Source organism: Leptospira levettii (assembly GCF_002812085.1).
Taxonomy (GTDB): domain Bacteria; phylum Spirochaetota; class Leptospiria; order Leptospirales; family Leptospiraceae; genus Leptospira_A; species Leptospira_A levettii.
Map to the genome: position 1 here is coordinate 88,694 of NZ_NPDM01000008.1, position 16,440 is coordinate 105,133.

Consider the following 16,440-nt stretch of genomic DNA (forward strand, 5'->3'; position numbering starts at 1 on the left):
TTTTTCTAGCCTTTTTTGTTTTGAGTGGTAAAATAGGGGAAAGTTCTATGAATCGAAAAACATTCCTCAAAAATTTGACTGCCACAGCAGCGGGCATTAGCCTTCTCTCCCCTCAAAAATTCTACGGACAATCCACAGGTGTGGTGAGCGCAGAAACAAAAACACGAATCTCTGGTGCAAAAAAAGCCATCGTACTAGGAGGGGGTTTGTCGGGACTTTATTCAGCCTATTTACTGAAACAAACGGGATATGATGTAACAGTCATCGAAAGAGGAGACCAATTTGGTGGCAGGATTGCTACTTACTCCAATCCAAGTTTGGGAATTGTACAAGACTTAGGTGGTGAGTGGATCAGCGAAAACCAAACAGACATTAAAAGCCTTGTTAAACAATTAGGCCTTGAATTGGTGAATGCGAATGTCTCTGAAAGATTTTCATTATCTAAAAATAATTCCGACCAACATAAAATTTCGAGCACATCCATCGATACATTAGATAAGGTGATAGAGTTACACAAATCCTTGGGAACAGGCCAAAAACAAGGATTAGATAAAATCAATTTTTCATCTTATGCAAGGTACCAAGGATTAACAGAAGAAGAAATTAGGTCAATGAATGATCTTTATCGTACCATTTTAGGTGCAGACTTAAATCAAATCTCCAGTGAATCGGTATTAGATGATCTCTCAGCCTTACAATCTGCACTCAAACCTAAGTATTTAGTGGGAGGCGGAGCAGAACAAATCATCCAAGCACTCGTAACTCAACTAAAAGGACAAGAATTATTACTTGGGGAATCAGCAACAAAAGTTTCCCAACAAAAAAACCAAGTGACGGTGGAGTTATCTTCAGGACGAGTCATCAAAGGAAATTTGATAGTTTGTACTTTGCCATCTGCAGCTGTGTTGGACATAAAATGGACTCCAACATTACCTAAAGACCTAATTTATTCTGCTCTCCGCATGCAAACTGGTAAAATTTCAAAGAACATATGTTTTGTCAAAAGTAATAGTAGTTATTCTAATTTTTTCCAATCTACAAATACAGCCGCTGAAACTTTTTACGTTTCTGACCAAGCTGTTGGACAAAATGTAACAGCTGTTACCTCGATATCAACTGGTGATAAAGCATCCCTCTTTGAAAAAGGGAGTGATCGTCAGAAAAAAAACCTAATGTTGTCTGCTCTGGAAGAATTGGGGAGTTTCGAGTTAGTACAAGAAAACCCTTTCCATTTTCATAGTTTTCAAAAAACAACTGGCAGGTCAGGATTTGTATCCCTTTTCCCACCAGGTAGTTATGGGATCAAAGATGTTTGGAACGAACCTTTTGAAAGAGTATTTTTTGCAGGAGAACATCTTGCATTACACACTGGGAGTATGGATAGCGCAGTTGCTTCTGCCATCCAAGCAATTAGTAAAACTTAACTTACTTTTAACCCGAAGATAAATCGTAACGATCGAGATCTTTTGATTAAAATTTCATACAGTAAAAAACTAAGTACCAAAACAAACAGGTTATGAAAGAGAAACTTACCCCATAACGGGTAAGGACTATCTTTCATCATGTAAGCAAATGTTAATGAAATCGGATGGTGTAATAAGTAAATGGGTAAACTTGCTTCGATGACATAGGTTCCCATTTTCCCTTCCTTATTTCCAATTTGAACAAATGCAAATACAAAGAATACAGTCCATAAAAATGGAGAAAGGACCCATAAAAAAATATGGGATATTCGAAACATCGGATTCGCATAAGAAAAATAAATCCATAGCGGATCGGATATTTCTAATTCCATGAGTAAAAGAGAAACTACAATCGCCCAAACTAATATTGCATACGGTTTCAATTTTGGCATGGAAGCCTCAAAAAGGATTTCCTTCCAAAAATAACAAAACACTCCCACAATAAAAAATGCAAATTGGTAAACAAAGGTTAATTTAAAAATTCCATATACAGATTCTCCTTTGCCAAATTGTGTGTGTGCCAAAAGAACCAGAAGAAAAGTAAAACCAATTAGATAATATATTTTTCCAGATAAATGTTGGAATGGTTTCCAATTTGCAAAATGATGCAATGGTTTTTGGATTAGAACATAAATCATACTAAACAAAAACAAATCGACTAAAAACCAAATATGAGAATGTTGAAATTTATCCTTAGTGAAAAAAGAAGTCAAAAATTCCATCAAACCCAAATTAGGTGAATTTAATTTTTCCATTAAAAAGTATTGTATCGGAGCAAGAAAGACCAATCCAAAAATGGTAGGAATGAATACTCTCTTCAACCTTCCATCTAGATAAAATGATGTACCTTTTTTTTCAATGACCATTGCGGAAAAAAAACCAGAGATCATATAAAACATTGGCATTCGAAAACTATGGATCCAATAACAAAAGTAGGACAATATCTCACTTCGTTCTTCTGTTTGGATGGCATATTTGATATCAGATGCGTAAACAATCGCAGAATGAAAAACAATCCCAAGTAATAAGGCAAAAGAACGTAAATTATCGAGGTATATGAGTCGTCCCATTCCTCCATCTTTTTCTTGACGAATGGAAAATAACAGATTTTTTTAAGGTATGACCGATCCACCGCTAGAACCTTTTTTTTCTGATATCAGCGATGAAGAAATCCGTCGAGAAAGGAAAAAAGCAAAAGATTTAAAAAATACCGCATGGTGGAAAAACAAACGTGCCTCTGGAATTTGCCATTATTGTGGAAAAAAATTCAAGGTAGAAGACTTAACAATGGACCATCTAATTCCTCTTATACGAGGCGGGAAGTCAGTCAAAGCAAATTTAGTACCAGCTTGTAAAGATTGTAATTTCAAAAAAAAACATAGTCTACCATTTGAGAAGGAATTCTTTAGCTAATGGAAAATAAAGAAATCGGATTCCAAGCAGATGATTTTTTACCAAACCGAACCTCGGAAGAAATTGATTTGGTGGACGAAAAAGGAAATAGTTACCAATGGGAAGTATTTTATTCCTTTTCCTTACTCGGAAATGATTATCTCGTTTTTATACCCACAACAGAGCAAGAATACCAATTTGTGAATGTAGAAATGGATGATCCAGATTCGGAAGTACCAGGATACATTATTATGCGACTTGGGCAAGACGAAGCTGGAGAAGAAATCTTAGAAGAAATTTTGGACGAAGATGAACTGGAAGAAGTTCGAGAATTCGTTGAAGATGAAATTGGTTTAGTTGGCCAATTCCTCAACCAGGAGGAATGACCAAAGTTTCTCCCTTACTGACCACTTCCCCTTTCTGATTGGACCAAACAATTTTCATTTTAACTGCTTTTATCCTTTCGACTTTTTCAACAACTTCCACCAAACAAGTAATCGTATCTCCAAAATAAACAGGTTTTCGAAACTTGGTTGTTGTTTCTAACGCAACTGTTCCAAGGCCAGGCAACTTCATCCCCAAAACAGGAGCAAGTAATGAAGCAGCAAGTCCCCCATGTGCGATTCTTGTTCCGAAACTAGTTGTTTTCGCATATTCCTCATCCACATGTAAGGGATTAAAATCTCCACTGATTCCGGCAAAAAGATAAACATCTGTTTCTGATATTGTTTTTGTAAACGATGCTTTTTCTCCAATTTGGATTTCTGAAAAACGTTTTCCTTGATTGTACATAATACCTACAACAATGTTATTTATTTTGAATTTGTTCTTTTAGGCGAAAATGAAAAATGATAAAAGACACCTTGGCCAGGACTTGAAGAACATTCAATCTCTCGACCATTCAATTGGCTACTCAATGAAAAGATGACGGACAATCCAATGGTTTCTGCTTTTCGATAATCAAACCCAATGGGAAAACCACTTCCATTATCACGATATTTTAATTCAAACTGTCCATTTTCATTCACAATAAATTCAATTTTAATTTGAGCATCTTCTTTTGCAATTTTAAATGCATGACGAAAACAATTGGTTAACATCTCTGTTATCATAAGTCCCATGGGAATCGCATCAATGATGTTAAACTCCATCTTTTGGATATCCAGTTCAATGAGAATATCTGTACGCATATACATGAGTTTTATATTTTCAACAAGACTTGTGATATAATCGACGGAACTTAACCCTGATAAGTTTTTACCGCTGTATAATTTTTCATGTACAAGTGCGATAGCTTTAATTCTAACAATACTTTGTTCTAAGATATCTGCGGTTTCTGGGGGAGATGAATATACTTGCAATTGTAAAAAAGAAATGATAACAGCTAAATTATTTTTAACTCGATGGTGAACTTCTGTTAGTAAAGTTTCATTTTCTTTTAAAGATTGTTCCAGTTTAGTTTGATTCTCCATATAACTGGTCATATCTGAAATAACTGCGACTGCTTTGTTTGGACTTCCATCAATTGAAGGGATGAACAATCGGTGCTCCAATGCCCATTTGATTTTTCCATCCTTCATTTGAATCCGATACAATAAACCCGTATGATTTTCTCTTAATTGATTCATCCAGATATGAGACATACGTGTTCGATCTCCCTCATAAACACGATCAATCAAAACTTGTGGATTCGCTAAAATTTCTTTAGTTTCAGTATCAAACAACCTACATACTTGTTCACTCAAAAAATCAATTTTCCAAGTATCCAAATTGAAAACGATCACTGCATCTTCAATACGTTCTAATATAACTTGGAATAATTGATCCGATTCAAACTTCTCGGATAATACTTTTTTTTGATATTTTAACTCGCGAACTAACAGAAAATAGATGATGAAGGCGGAGATTGTGACAAATCCCCACCCTTTTAAACTTTGAATTTCTCTTATATCGTCTGCGGAAAGAGAAAATAAGGAAATTGCATAATCAGAGTAATAAATCCACAGATACCCGAAGAACAAATAAAAAATTGCAATCCGGGCAGCTGCTTTCACAATTTAGGCTAACTCCTGGAGAGAAGAAAACCTAGTATGAACCTTTTCTTCGATTGAATTTGCTAACTCTCGATAGAGATTCCAAATTTCATTGAGTTCTTTTGGTACAAATTGATTGAGACGGCTCATGGACATTAAATACTTACCCACAAGATAATACGAAAGTAACTTCCGATCTATCATTTTTTCTTCTTTTGGATAAGAATCTATCGTTTTATGAGTGTCAATTTCTGATAAATAAATGATCACAAAAACCGATAACACATCAGCAAATGCAAATTCAATGGATTGTTGTTTTTTGCGGTTCGGTTCCCCATCCATTTTTAGAATGATATCAAATAATAAATTTTGAATGGAATCCGTAACACTCTGTGGATTTCCAATGGCACTAAATTCTTTTTGGAATTTTTCCTTCCCAGGGTATAACGAAGAAATAATCGATCTTTGGATCTCACTAGTTCCACCACCAATCGTTCCCAATTTGACATCACGGTAAAACCTTTCAACGGCATACTCTTTCATGTAACCGTATCCACCAAACAATTGTACGGTGTCTTTTGCTACGTCTTCTGCGAGTTCTGATGAAATTAATTTACCTAAACTACTTTCAAGCGGAGAAGGGATTCCCCTATCTTTTCTCTCTGCAACCCAATAAATCAATCTTCTGGCTGCTTGGATGTATACCCAGTTTCGTACTAGAATATCTCGCATTCCATAAAAACTGGAGATCGATTTTCCAAATTGGACTCTTTCGTTGGCATATCGCATTCCTTTGCGAAAACAAAACTCCATTGCTCCACTGAGTCCTGCCACAAAAACAGTCCTTTCCCATTCTAAGGTTTCTTTACCAATTCTCATAAAACCAGTGTTTAATGGTCCAAGAAGATTTTCTTTTGGTATGATCATATCTTCAAAAACCAGTTCTGCAGTCATGGAAGTATGATGGCCTAATTTTTTTAGAACCTTACTCACCTTAAAGCCAGGTGTGTTACTTTCTACGATAAAGGCAGAGATTCCCATGGGCCCTCTTCCTTTTTCGGAAGTTCTTGCCATGACAATAAACACCTGACCAACAGGGCCATTTGTGATAAATGTTTTTGATCCATTTAGTTTCCAACCACCTTCCACTTCTTCTGCTTTTGTCAGAAGGGAAGCTGCATCTGAGCCTGAAGCAGGTTCTGTGAGCGCAAATCCTGCCATCCATTCACCAGTTGCTAATTTCGTGAGGTATTTGGCTTTTTGGGCTTCAGTTCCTTGGAATACAATGGGCATCGTACCAATGACTAAATGGGCAACCCATGATAAACCAATACCTCCATCGAGTGAACCAGAAGCAAATGCATCAGTTGCGATTGAACATAACAAACAACTTGCACCTTCACCACCGTATTCTGCTGGTATCGTAAGACCAGTTAAACCTGCTTTCGAAAACTCTTTCCAGAGTTCATCAGACCAAATTTCTTTTTCGTCCCTTTCTTCCGAAGATGGGTATACTTTATCTTCTGAAAATTGAAAGACTGTGTTGTAAAAACTTCTTTCCTCATCTCCCAGATAAGGATTTAGTTTGGGATTAATCATTGGTATATTCCTTCAATTTGTTTTGTAAATACTTCCGAAATTATATTTCGCTTCATTTTAAGAGTTCTTGTCATTTCCACATCTGGATCAAATGGCCGTGGCACCACATAAAAATTGTTAGCTGGAATCATTTCAAAAGACTTAAATCCATTATCTTTTGAGATAATTTTGGAAATCTCAGATCGAAATAGTTCACGAACCTTAGGATTAGTGTTCCATTCAACAGCTTTGTCTTTTGATAAACCTGGAATTTTTGCTTCAACTGCTTCAAAATTTGGAACAATCAGAGCAGCTAATGTTTTCTTATCATGGCCAACAACCATCACTTGATCTATATAAGAGGATGTTAAGAGTTTGTCTTCGATTGGGATTGGTTCAACGTTTTCACCACCAATAAGGGCGATGGTATCCTTTGATCTACCAGCAAACACAAGTTCATTTCGATGTGAAATCATCATCAAATCACCAGTGTCAAAAAAACCATCTGCATCAAAAACAACCTGATTGAGTTCAGGTCTTTTATAGTAACCTTTTAATATCTGTTTGGATTTAATCCAAAGAGTTCCCTTATCTCCTGTTTTTGTTAAGATTTTACCTGTTTCATCTTTTAAACGAATAGAATAACCATCAATTGGTATTCCAACAGTTCCTTTTGTTGGTTTTGTATTGGATCGAATGGAAACTACAGCAGAAGTTTCTGTCATTCCATATCCTTCTAAAACTTTTAATCCAATGGCTGATAAAAACCCATCCACTACACTCGGTAAAGCTGATCCAGCAGATATACAAATTCGAATCCTTCCACCCAATGCTTTATGAATGGTAGAAAATATTTTTATGCTGAGTAACTTTAATGGGGAGAGTAAAATTAAAATCAATAATGCATAACTTCGTTTGCATAAAGAAACGATGAAGTTTGGTTTTTTAATTTCAAACTCAAAACCCATAAACATTGCATAGTATCGTGCCCATGTAGCACCTACTTTTAAAAAGAAATGAAATAACTTTTCTTTAAAACCACCTTCTTTGGCAACTTTCGCCATAATCCCATTATAAACAGATTCCCAAATCCTTGGAACGGATGGAAAAATCGTAGGACGAAAATCACGAAGGTCATCCTTCAAACTTGTCATATTGGAAACTAAAAAATCTAAACCGAGGAATATACCTGCGTATTCAATGGCTCTTTCAAAAGCATGCCAAGGTGGCAATAAACTTACAGCATTGTCATTTGAATTCATATCCAAACGAGCAATTGTATTTTGAATGGCAGTGATCCATCCTTTTTGAGACAACATCACACCTTTAGGATTTCCTGTGGTCCCAGAAGTATAAATTAAAGTGGCCAAAGCATCTGGATCAATTTGTTTGATTCGATTCTCTAAGTTTTGTTTTCCATTTGTTTTCCAAATTTCTTTTCCCTTTTCTGCCAATGATAAAATTGAATTGGGTCCAGAAATAAGTTCACCTTGTTCATTTTCCAAAACAAAGATCTGTTTCAAATGAGGAAGCTCACCTAACAGGTCATCAATGCGTTTTTTATCTTTTGGTTTTTGAACTATCAAAAACTTTGCTTCTGAATGGTTTAAGATGTATAAAATTTCTTCACGAACGATATCTGTTCCTCTTGGGACAACAACTGCACCTGCAGTTAAAATGGAGAGATCGGTCCGAAGCCAATTGACGGATGCATCACAAAAAAATCCGATTCGGTCCCCTACCTCAACACCAAGATCGATGAATCCCGAAGTCAAGTGGTCGACAAACTCTTTCAATTCTCCAAAACTGATCCCAGGAAACTCAGTGGTCGACTTCCGTTTCCGGAACGAAATTTTCGTTGGGAAGGTATTTGCGACGGATTCCAATGCTTGGTAAAGGATTTGGTAGTTTTGGTTCATAGATTTTGCCTTTTTCAGTTCGTTCTTTTTACAGGAAATGTAGGATGGATAAAAAATCACTGTTCGTTTTTTGCAAGTTTTTTCTTATTTTTGACAAACTTTTCAGAAAGGTAGGGCATAATTATGTTCTTTTGGATCCATGATGGCCGAATTTCCCCCAATCCCCCGCAAATCCAACCCAATCGTGTCCCTATGGTCCACCCATCAGGCAAACCTTCCGCACCAGCCATCGGGGAAGGAGAACCTGGCACAACTCCCACAGGCTCTTTTCTCCACAGAACCCCAGAGGATGTTTACAAAGAATCCTCACTTCCCTCTGAAAAACCTGTCTTTTTCCTCCACGAGATCATGACAAATCCCGTTTGGACCAAAAACCAGGACGAATCCACCCAATCCTGCCTCGACTTTATGATGGAAAAAGGAATCCGACACCTTCCCATCACAGATGAGTCGGGAAAACTCGTTGGATTTGTTTCTGACAGGGATTTATTAGATAAAATGAAATCCTATGAAAGGGAAATACCTGTTTCGGATGCAATGATCAAACGCGTATTAGTTGGTACACCCGGAGCAGAAATCAGACAGGTCACGAAGGTATTACTCGAAGAAAGAATTGGTTGTTTACCAATCGTAAATGACGATAATTTACCTATTGGCATCATCACAAGATCAGATTTACTTCGACTTCTTTTGAAATATCCCAATTTGAGTTTAACGGTTTAATCATTGTAAAAGGAAAATTATGATTTGGGACATTTTTGTCATATTGATTTATTTTATTATCGTGTTCTATTTTGGTTTTCACTTTGCAAAGAACACACAAAAAGAAGAGGACTTTTATTTAGCAAAAAAAGAAATCCATTGGGTGTTTTTGATGTTATCTCTAGTGGCCACCGAAACTTCTAGTTTAACATTTTTAAGTATTCCTTCCTTATCTTACAAAACAGATTTTCGTTTTTTAGAAATAGCAATTGGTTATATTTTTGGAAGGACAATTGTAGCATTATATCTTTTGCCTTCTTATTTCTCGGGAAATACCATTTCAGTTTATGAATATGTAGGCAATCGATTCGGGAAATCTCCTCAAAAAACGATCTCTTTTGTTTTTACGATTTCACGTTTACTCGGTGATGGAATCCGATTGTATGTTAGTTCCTTACCGATCGCATTTCTATTGGAACGAATGGGATTTTCTGTATCACCTGAGATACTTGGAATTATAGCATTAACAATCCTTAGCATTGTTACCATCATATACTCTGTGTTTGGTGGATTTAGAGCAATTGTTTTTACGGATGTCTTACAATGGATCATTTATATTATCGGTGGGATATTTGCACTTGTATTGATATATTCACAATTTGGTAGTAAAGAATTTTCAAATGTAATCGAACAATTACAATCTCTGGGTAAATGGAAAGTGTTTGTCTTCGACTATAACCAAACTGGAGATAATAGTTATTTCATTCTGTTTGCCATCATAGGAGGAGCTTTTATCTCCATTGGTTCGCACGGAACTGATTTGATGTTAGTCCAAAGAGTGATAGCAACAAAAAATTTACTCTCGGGTCAAAAGATTTTGATCGGAAGTGGTATCGTTGTTTTCTTTCAATTTTTACTTTTTTTGTGCATTGGATCTCTTTTGTTTGTTTTTTATAATGGGAAGTCAATTCCACCCGATAAAGTGTTTAGTCATTTTATCATCACGGAAGTGCCATCTCCTTTCCTTGGGATCCTTGTTGCTGCTATCCTTGCCAGTGCGATGTCCACACTCAGTTCCACTATCAATTCATTGTCCCTCACTTGGGCTAGGGACTGGGAAATGGACAAATGGTTTAGTCCGAGAATTTTGTCTTTGTTCTTCGGTGTCCTTCTTTTTTTCGCAAGCCTAATCCCCTATGCACTTGTTGACACTTGGGAAAAAGGAATTTTGGAAATGGGACTCACCATATTTTCTTACACACTTGGTCCCTCCATCGCTGTTTTCTTTTTGGCCAAAGGGAAAAAGGAACTTCCTATCTCTGGTTCTCTCTTTTCTTTTTTATTCCTATCTAGTATCCTCACGACTGTAGGTGTGGGTTTGGTTTGGAAACTTTCCTTTACCCTTCTTGTCCCCATTGGTTTTGGTTCTTTGCTTAGTTTTGTTTCGATAGGAAAATTGCTAAAAAAAGTTGACAGATAATCCGTTCTCTGTTCGTCTAAAAGTTAACAATGAAATTTTTCGCACACATTCAGCTTCTCCTCCTCCTCGAAATTTTATAATTCGAGGGAGAGAGTGCTATGTGACAAAGCCCACTCCCAACCGGGAAGTGGGCTTTTTTATTTGTTCCCCCGGTCGGTAGTGAGATCGCGAAAACGGAGGAACCATGAAACCAAAAACCATTCACATCCAAGACGTTACCTTACGGGACGGAAACCAAGCGTTAAAACGACCTTGGACACTTAATGAAAAAATCGAAGTTTTCGACTTACTTGTCAGTTTAAATGTAGATGGCATAGAAGTGGGATTTCCCTCTTCCAATGAATCCGAATTTTATACCTGTCAAGTTTTGTCTAAACGAGCGCCAAAGGGCAAACCAATTGCTGCTTTGTCTAGAGCCAATGAAAAGGAAATCGCTGTTACGTGGGAAGCCATACAACATGCAGACTCACCTCGTATGCATATTGTATATCCTGTTAGTGACTTCTCCATTAAACATGTGTTAAAGATCTCAGAAAAAGAAGTGATTCAAAAAATCAAATCTTCTGTTTCTTTTGCTCGTTCGATTGTTGGACCAAACCACCAAATACAGTTTTCAGGGGAACATTTTGGAGATGCCATCCAAAACTTTGAATTCACAAAACTTGCATTTATGACTGCGATTGAAGCTGGTGCCAATATCATCAACTTGCCAAATACAGTGGAACGTTATCGCCCGATGGTTTTTGTCAATATGGTGAAGGAAATTAAGGAATCAATTGGAGACAAAGCAATGATTTCCATTCATACACATAATGATTTGGGTATGGCAACTGCCACATCGGTTGAGTCAGTGTATGTCGGAGCAGAACAAATTGAAGTGGCATTGAATGGACTTGGTGAAAGAGCAGGTAATACCAATTTGTATGAAACAGTGATTGCCTTACACCAAAATGGTGAATCTTTGAACATACAGTTTGATAGAATTTATCCAACTGCAAAACGAATTTCAGAATTAACGGGAATTCCAATTGGAGAAAAAACTCCCATCATCGGTGAAGATATATTTTCACATCGATCAGGCATCCATCAAGACGGAGTCACCAAAACTATGAACCAATCCAAAGGTGCTTATAGAACCTTTTCACCAGAATTTGTAGGTAGATTTGACAAAGAAACAATCTCATTCACCAACCAGTCTGGTCATAAAGCCATCGAATTTTTGTTATGCCAAAAAGGGATCGAAGTTTCAAAAGAAGAAATTCACCATTTGTTCTCAGTTGCAAAGTCAATTTCTTCCAAAGAGAACAATCGAGAAATCACCGAAACAGAGTTAGTGGAACTCAGCCGATCGATTCTCACCTATCAGTGAACAGTAAAGGGTTTTGTCCAGAGAAACTTGAGGCAATTCATCAGGAATCGTTGACAAATCTTTGTCAATCTGCCATAATTTCGAATGGTTTTTCTGGAGGTATCATGGCAGAAACTCTTATCAAACAAGCACGTATTTTTGATGGAAGCACAAACCCATCGTTTATTGGAGATGTGCGGATCAAAGACGGAATTGTGGAGACGATTTCTAAAACTGAATTGAGTGCAAAACCAGGAGAAACAGTCATTGATGCAAAAGGCCAATGGCTCACTCCAGGTTTTATCGATTTTCATACTCATTATGATGCTGAAATTGAAATGGCTCCCGATCTTTCTGAATCAGTGAGACATGGAATTACAACGATCTCTCTTGGAAGTTGTTCTTTGAGTTTGGCAGTTGGTGATCCGACTGATCTTGCTGATATGTTTAGCCGTGTAGAAGCAATCCCTAGAAAAAATGTATTATCGATATTAGAGAGTAAAAAAAATTGGAACTCCGCCATTGAATACAAAAAACATTTAAACGATCTTCCATTAGGGCCCAATGTGACTTCCTTTGCAGGTCACTCAGCAATCCGTGCTCATGTAATGGGATTAGAGAGATCTTTAACAAAAGGAGAAAAACCAACCAAACAAGAGTTAGAGAAAATGAACCAACACTTAGAAGAAGCATTGGATGCTGGTTTTATGGGTTTATCGATCAATACACTTGTTTGGGATAAAATGGATGGTTCCCGGTTTCGCTCAAGACCTCTTCCTTCAACCTTTGCCAACTGGAGTGAGTATGAGTTTTTAAATAAAACTCTAAGAAAACGTGGAAAAATATTCCAAGGTGTTCCAAACGTATCCACTAAAATCAATGTTTTGATGTTTTTAAAGGAAGCATTTGGTATTTTTAGAAAACCATTAAAAACTACCATCATCTCTCTTATGGATGTAAAATTTGATCCAGGTTTGTATAAATTATTAGGAGTGATTGGAAGGATTACGAATAAACTTTTCCGATCGGACTTTCGATTCCAAGCTCTTCCTGAACCATTTGATCTATATGCAGATGGAATGGATGTGGTTGTATTTGAAGAGTTTGCAGCTGGTGCAAAAGCAAACCACATTGAAGATGAATTGGAACGTAAAACACTAATGAAGGATCCAAATTATCGATCTTGGTTCAAAAGACAATGGACAAATTGGTTTTTACCTCGAGTGTTTCACAGAAACTTTAGAGAAACAAAAATCGTAGATGCACCGGACAAATCTCTAATCGGAAAATCAATTGATGATGTTGCAAAAGAAAGAGGTGTACACTCCGTGACAGCATTCTTGGATTTAGTGGCAGAACATGGAAACAAAGTTAGGTGGTATACTGTTATGGCAAACCATAGAAAGGAACCACTTCAAAAAATAGTTTCTTATCCAGATATTCTCATCGGATTTTCAGATGCAGGAGCACACCTGAGAGGTATGGCACATTACAACTTCCCGCTTCGAATGTTAAAACTAGTACGAGATGCCGAATTGGAAAACAAACCATTTATGAGTATAGAACGTGCTGTTCACAGACTGACAGGTGAAATTGGTGATTGGTTTGGAATTGATGCAGGTTATATCAAAGAAGGAAAACGAGCTGACCTCGTACTAATTGATCCAAACAAATTGGATGAGTCATTGGCCAAGGATGTTGAAGCACCTATGCCGTTTATGGAAGATTTTAAACGATGGGTTCGTCGTAATGATGATACCATCAAAAAAGTTTTCATTAATGGAAAACTAGCGGTGGATGGGGGGAAACCCGTCTCCGGACTAGGAAAAGAACGAGGGTATGGTCGCTTTTTAGAATCACAAATCGGTGCTTAAAAAAGGTTTGAAGTTGGATACTGGTTCGATTAGATTCAGTATCCAACCAAACCATGAAACCAAACTCGATTTCCCTTTTTTCTTTTTCCATCCTTCTCTCCCTATTTCTTTTACACATCCAATGTTCTAGTACTAGTCGCAGCGAACGAGAATATGCTTCGCGTAATTCAGGAGATGAATACGAAGAATCAAAAGTTTCACCTGGTGTTTCCTCATCTCCAAAATCGGAGGGTAAACCACAAGAAAACAAATCCCCGAAAAGAATGATGATCTATACAGTTGTAGTGAATTTACAATCAAAGGAGATTGAACCAAAAGTATTAGAAATCATCAAATTGGCAGAAACGTTTGGAGGTTATGCACTCCAATATAGTTCCCAAGGAACCATTCAATTAAAAATCCCACAGGAAAATCTAAAAAACTTTCTCAGCAGTTTAAAAAAAGAATCACATAACTATTCAGAAGATGTTTCTGCTAAAGATGTTACAGAAGATTATTTAGATACAGAGATCCGTTTAGAAAATGCTCAAAAAATGCGGACTCGGTTATTAGAAATTTTAAAAACGGCAAAAACTTTGGAAGAAACTTTAAAAGTAGAAGCTGAACTGAATAAAGTATCTGAATCCATAGAACGTTGGGAAGGAAAATTAAAATATCTATCCCAAGCAGTCCAACTTTCGACTGTGACAGTCCATGTTCGACAAAAATGGGAACCAGTCGTACAAAAAGAATACCAACCAGGACCCGTTGGATATCCTTTCTATTGGTTATACCTGGGACTTGGCAAAGTAAAGGATGGTTTCATCTGGTTATTTATCCAAGAAGTTCCCAAAGAAAAATAAGTTTTGATACAATGAAAAGACTTATTTTAACGTTAACGTTAGTTAGTATTTTTTCATGTAAGGTACCCTTCGGTTCTTATCCAGTACTTACGGGACCAGTGGTTGATCCAAGCGGATATTTGCCATTGGAAATCAAATCAAAACTAGAAACCATCTTGTTAGAAGAAGAAAAAATAACTTCCAATCAAGTTGTGGTATATATTGCAGAAAGTTTGAATGAAAGTACAATTGAAAAAGAAGCAGTTGCTGTTTTTGAACAATGGAAACTCGGACAAAAAGAGAAAGACAATGGGATATTGTTGTTACTTGCTCCCAATGATAAAAAGGTAAGAATTGAAGTTGGTTATGGTCTCGAATCAATCCTTACTGATTTAATCGCAAAACGTATCATTGATGAAATCATCATCCCTAATATGAAAGCTGGAAATCCTTCTATGGCGATGATCTCTGGTGTCACTGCTATTTTAGAACAACTCAGGATTCAATCACCAAAGTTGACGAATGAATCTTGCCCAAAACCATTTAGTGATACCAATTCAGAATTACATTCGGATACAATTCCTTACCTCTTGAAGGAAACAAAATCGATTCGATTGATTGATTTTAAATTTTGTGTACTTCCACTAGAATCCCAATTTGCTTTAGAAGGAGCAGCCAATCACCTACTCTTACAACGACAAAAATCTTCTCCAAATGTAAGTTCTGTAATTTTTGTAACTTCACCTAAAAATGAATATAAAGGCACAATCGTAACAAGCCCAGATTTTTACTGGTCTCTTAGCCAAAACAAAATCAGGAGTATCTTTCACAATCGATACAATGAAAAGAGAACAGGAGATTTTACAAATTATACATACCGCGCATTTTTAGATCTGTTAGATCATATCCGTCATGAGAAAAAAATCGAAATCGAAAAAGGCACAGGAATCTACGATCCTTTTGATTCATTAGAACGATTCTCTTATGACAGGGCAGGTGAAACCATTCGAAAGTTAGAAACAGAATACAAAATTGGAATTCAAATTCTTTTCTTAGATACAAAAAGTGATTTAAAGGAAGAAGGGAAAAAATACCACCAATTGGCTTTTGGAAAGTCACCTGGGATCACCTTACTCTTTTCCTTAAATCACAAAAAATTCTTGGTTTATACCGATCAAAATTCTATGATTGAGTCAATCAATGGATCATCTCATTACTCGATTGAAAATCCAAAATTGGAAGAATCGATTACAAATGCGATACAATCCGAACTAAAGGTAGCAGACATTGATTGGATCTGCATTCGAAGTGCGGAAGGAATTGATCATTATCTCAATTCACTTCGTTACCAAAAGGATTTTAATTACGAAAATTCATCGAACACATCAACCGCGACTTCCACTTCAAAAGTAATCATTAAGGAACCACATTTTCTATTTCAATTGTTCTTCATGTTGATGATTTTTTTCTTATGGGTTGGTTTGGCTTCGGGTGAAGGAATGATCTTCTTTTATGGACTATTTTATGTGATCGGAGTCATCATACGAATGAAGTTATACATGTTACCAGACTCACCTAACCTATATGCACTGTCATCAATGATCGGTTCAGCCATTTTCACTTCGATCTTCATTTTTATCTTTCGAAAACTCGGTTGGTCAAAGACAGTCAGTACCTATACTCGGGACTTTTTTACAAGTTCTGGTTCTGGTTCTGGTTCTACCTCAAGTTCTGGATCAGGTTCCAGTTACCGTTCCTCTAGTAGCTCCTACTCTGGCGGAGGAGGAAGGTCAGGTGGTGGTGGTGCGAGTGGAAGTTGGTCATAAATAA

General features: G+C 36.8%; 14 protein-coding genes. 9 read left to right on the plus strand and 5 right to left on the minus strand.

The window, feature by feature from the left end; all coding sequences use genetic code 11:
• Nucleotides 1–47 precede the first annotated feature (47 nt).
• Complete coding sequence (locus CH354_RS17265; RefSeq protein ID WP_100727634.1) at nucleotides 48–1,424, plus strand: flavin monoamine oxidase family protein; 1,377 nt, start codon at nucleotides 48–50, stop codon at nucleotides 1,422–1,424.
• On the opposite strand, the gene CH354_RS17270 is transcribed toward CH354_RS17265, so the two are convergent.
• Nucleotides 1,421–2,533 carry an acyltransferase family protein gene (locus tag CH354_RS17270; RefSeq protein ID WP_100727635.1) on the minus strand — a complete coding sequence of 371 codons (1,113 nt, stop codon included), beginning with the start codon at nucleotides 2,531–2,533 and terminating at the stop codon, nucleotides 1,421–1,423. The genes CH354_RS17265 and CH354_RS17270 overlap by 4 nt on opposite strands.
• Nucleotides 2,534–2,582: 49 nt before the next feature.
• Here CH354_RS17270 and CH354_RS17275 point away from each other — a divergent pair, with 49 nt between their 5' ends.
• Nucleotides 2,583–2,876 (plus strand): HNH endonuclease, encoded by a 294-nt coding sequence (locus tag CH354_RS17275; RefSeq protein WP_100727636.1) that lies wholly within the window; start codon nucleotides 2,583–2,585, stop codon nucleotides 2,874–2,876.
• On the plus strand, nucleotides 2,876–3,241 hold the full coding sequence (locus CH354_RS17280; RefSeq protein ID WP_100727637.1) for a DUF1292 domain-containing protein: 366 nt from the start codon (nucleotides 2,876–2,878) through the stop codon (nucleotides 3,239–3,241). The genes CH354_RS17275 and CH354_RS17280 overlap by 1 nt, the downstream gene beginning before the upstream one ends.
• Here CH354_RS17280 and CH354_RS17285 read toward each other — a convergent pair.
• The 4 genes from CH354_RS17285 to CH354_RS17300 are packed head-to-tail and all read right to left on the minus strand — an operon-like array spanning nucleotide 3,225 to nucleotide 8,385.
• A complete protein-coding gene (locus tag CH354_RS17285) occupies nucleotides 3,225–3,647 on the minus strand; it encodes a MaoC family dehydratase (RefSeq protein ID WP_100727638.1) in 423 nt (140 codons plus the stop codon). The genes CH354_RS17280 and CH354_RS17285 overlap by 17 nt on opposite strands.
• Before the next feature lie 20 nt (nucleotides 3,648–3,667).
• Nucleotides 3,668–4,909 (minus strand): sensor histidine kinase, encoded by a 1,242-nt coding sequence (locus CH354_RS17290; RefSeq protein WP_100766550.1) that lies wholly within the window; start codon nucleotides 4,907–4,909, stop codon nucleotides 3,668–3,670.
• Between the two features lie 3 nt (nucleotides 4,910–4,912).
• The gene (locus CH354_RS17295; protein ID WP_100727640.1) at nucleotides 4,913–6,487 is read right to left on the minus strand and encodes an acyl-CoA dehydrogenase family protein; all 1,575 of its coding nucleotides are present in this window, start codon (nucleotides 6,485–6,487) and stop codon (nucleotides 4,913–4,915) included.
• Nucleotides 6,484–8,385, minus strand: a complete 1,902-nt coding sequence (locus tag CH354_RS17300) for an AMP-dependent synthetase/ligase (RefSeq protein ID WP_135799723.1) — start codon at nucleotides 8,383–8,385, stop codon at nucleotides 6,484–6,486. The genes CH354_RS17295 and CH354_RS17300 overlap by 4 nt, the downstream gene beginning before the upstream one ends.
• Nucleotides 8,386–8,508: 123 nt before the next feature.
• Here CH354_RS17300 and CH354_RS17305 point away from each other — a divergent pair, with 123 nt between their 5' ends.
• The 6 genes from CH354_RS17305 to CH354_RS17330 all read left to right on the plus strand — a co-directional run bounded on the left by CH354_RS17305 (nucleotide 8,509) and on the right by CH354_RS17330 (nucleotide 16,436).
• Nucleotides 8,509–9,108: a CBS domain-containing protein gene (locus tag CH354_RS17305; protein ID WP_100727641.1), complete on the plus strand. Its 600-nt coding sequence runs from the start codon at nucleotides 8,509–8,511 to the stop codon at nucleotides 9,106–9,108.
• Between the two features lie 19 nt (nucleotides 9,109–9,127).
• On the plus strand, nucleotides 9,128–10,567 hold the full coding sequence (locus tag CH354_RS17310) for a sodium:solute symporter (protein WP_100727642.1): 1,440 nt from the start codon (nucleotides 9,128–9,130) through the stop codon (nucleotides 10,565–10,567).
• 184 nt (nucleotides 10,568–10,751) lie between these two features.
• Nucleotides 10,752–11,936, plus strand: coding sequence for a 2-isopropylmalate synthase LeuA2 (gene leuA2 / locus CH354_RS17315; RefSeq protein ID WP_100727643.1), 1,185 nt, complete (start codon nucleotides 10,752–10,754; stop codon nucleotides 11,934–11,936).
• A gap of 104 nt (nucleotides 11,937–12,040) precedes the next feature.
• Complete coding sequence (locus CH354_RS17320) at nucleotides 12,041–13,789, plus strand: N-acyl-D-amino-acid deacylase family protein (protein WP_100727677.1); 1,749 nt, start codon at nucleotides 12,041–12,043, stop codon at nucleotides 13,787–13,789.
• A gap of 53 nt (nucleotides 13,790–13,842) precedes the next feature.
• Complete coding sequence (locus CH354_RS17325; protein WP_100727644.1) at nucleotides 13,843–14,631, plus strand: DUF4349 domain-containing protein; 789 nt, start codon at nucleotides 13,843–13,845, stop codon at nucleotides 14,629–14,631.
• 11 nt (nucleotides 14,632–14,642) lie between these two features.
• Entirely contained in the window at nucleotides 14,643–16,436 is a 1,794-nt protein-coding gene (locus tag CH354_RS17330) for a TPM domain-containing protein (protein ID WP_100766551.1), read from the plus strand.
• Nucleotides 16,437–16,440 lie beyond the last annotated feature (4 nt).

Excerpts from the sequence above, each read along its gene's own strand:
- CH354_RS17265 (WP_100727634.1), top strand. The coding sequence starts at position 48 with ATGAATCGAAAAACATTCCTCAAAAATTTGACTGCCACAGCAGCGGGC.
- CH354_RS17270 (WP_100727635.1), bottom strand. The coding sequence starts at position 2,533 with ATGGGACGACTCATATACCTCGATAATTTACGTTCTTTTGCCTTATTA.
- CH354_RS17275 (WP_100727636.1), top strand. The coding sequence starts at position 2,583 with ATGACCGATCCACCGCTAGAACCTTTTTTTTCTGATATCAGCGATGAA.
- CH354_RS17280 (WP_100727637.1), top strand. The coding sequence starts at position 2,876 with ATGGAAAATAAAGAAATCGGATTCCAAGCAGATGATTTTTTACCAAAC.
- CH354_RS17285 (WP_100727638.1), bottom strand. The coding sequence starts at position 3,647 with ATGTACAATCAAGGAAAACGTTTTTCAGAAATCCAAATTGGAGAAAAA.
- CH354_RS17295 (WP_100727640.1), bottom strand. The coding sequence starts at position 6,487 with ATGATTAATCCCAAACTAAATCCTTATCTGGGAGATGAGGAAAGAAGT.
- CH354_RS17300 (WP_135799723.1), bottom strand. The coding sequence starts at position 8,385 with ATGAACCAAAACTACCAAATCCTTTACCAAGCATTGGAATCCGTCGCA.
- CH354_RS17305 (WP_100727641.1), top strand. The coding sequence starts at position 8,509 with ATGTTCTTTTGGATCCATGATGGCCGAATTTCCCCCAATCCCCCGCAA.
- CH354_RS17310 (WP_100727642.1), top strand. The coding sequence starts at position 9,128 with ATGATTTGGGACATTTTTGTCATATTGATTTATTTTATTATCGTGTTC.
- leuA2 (WP_100727643.1), top strand. The coding sequence starts at position 10,752 with ATGAAACCAAAAACCATTCACATCCAAGACGTTACCTTACGGGACGGA.
- CH354_RS17320 (WP_100727677.1), top strand. The coding sequence starts at position 12,041 with ATGGCAGAAACTCTTATCAAACAAGCACGTATTTTTGATGGAAGCACA.
- CH354_RS17325 (WP_100727644.1), top strand. The coding sequence starts at position 13,843 with ATGAAACCAAACTCGATTTCCCTTTTTTCTTTTTCCATCCTTCTCTCC.
- CH354_RS17330 (WP_100766551.1), top strand. The coding sequence starts at position 14,643 with ATGAAAAGACTTATTTTAACGTTAACGTTAGTTAGTATTTTTTCATGT.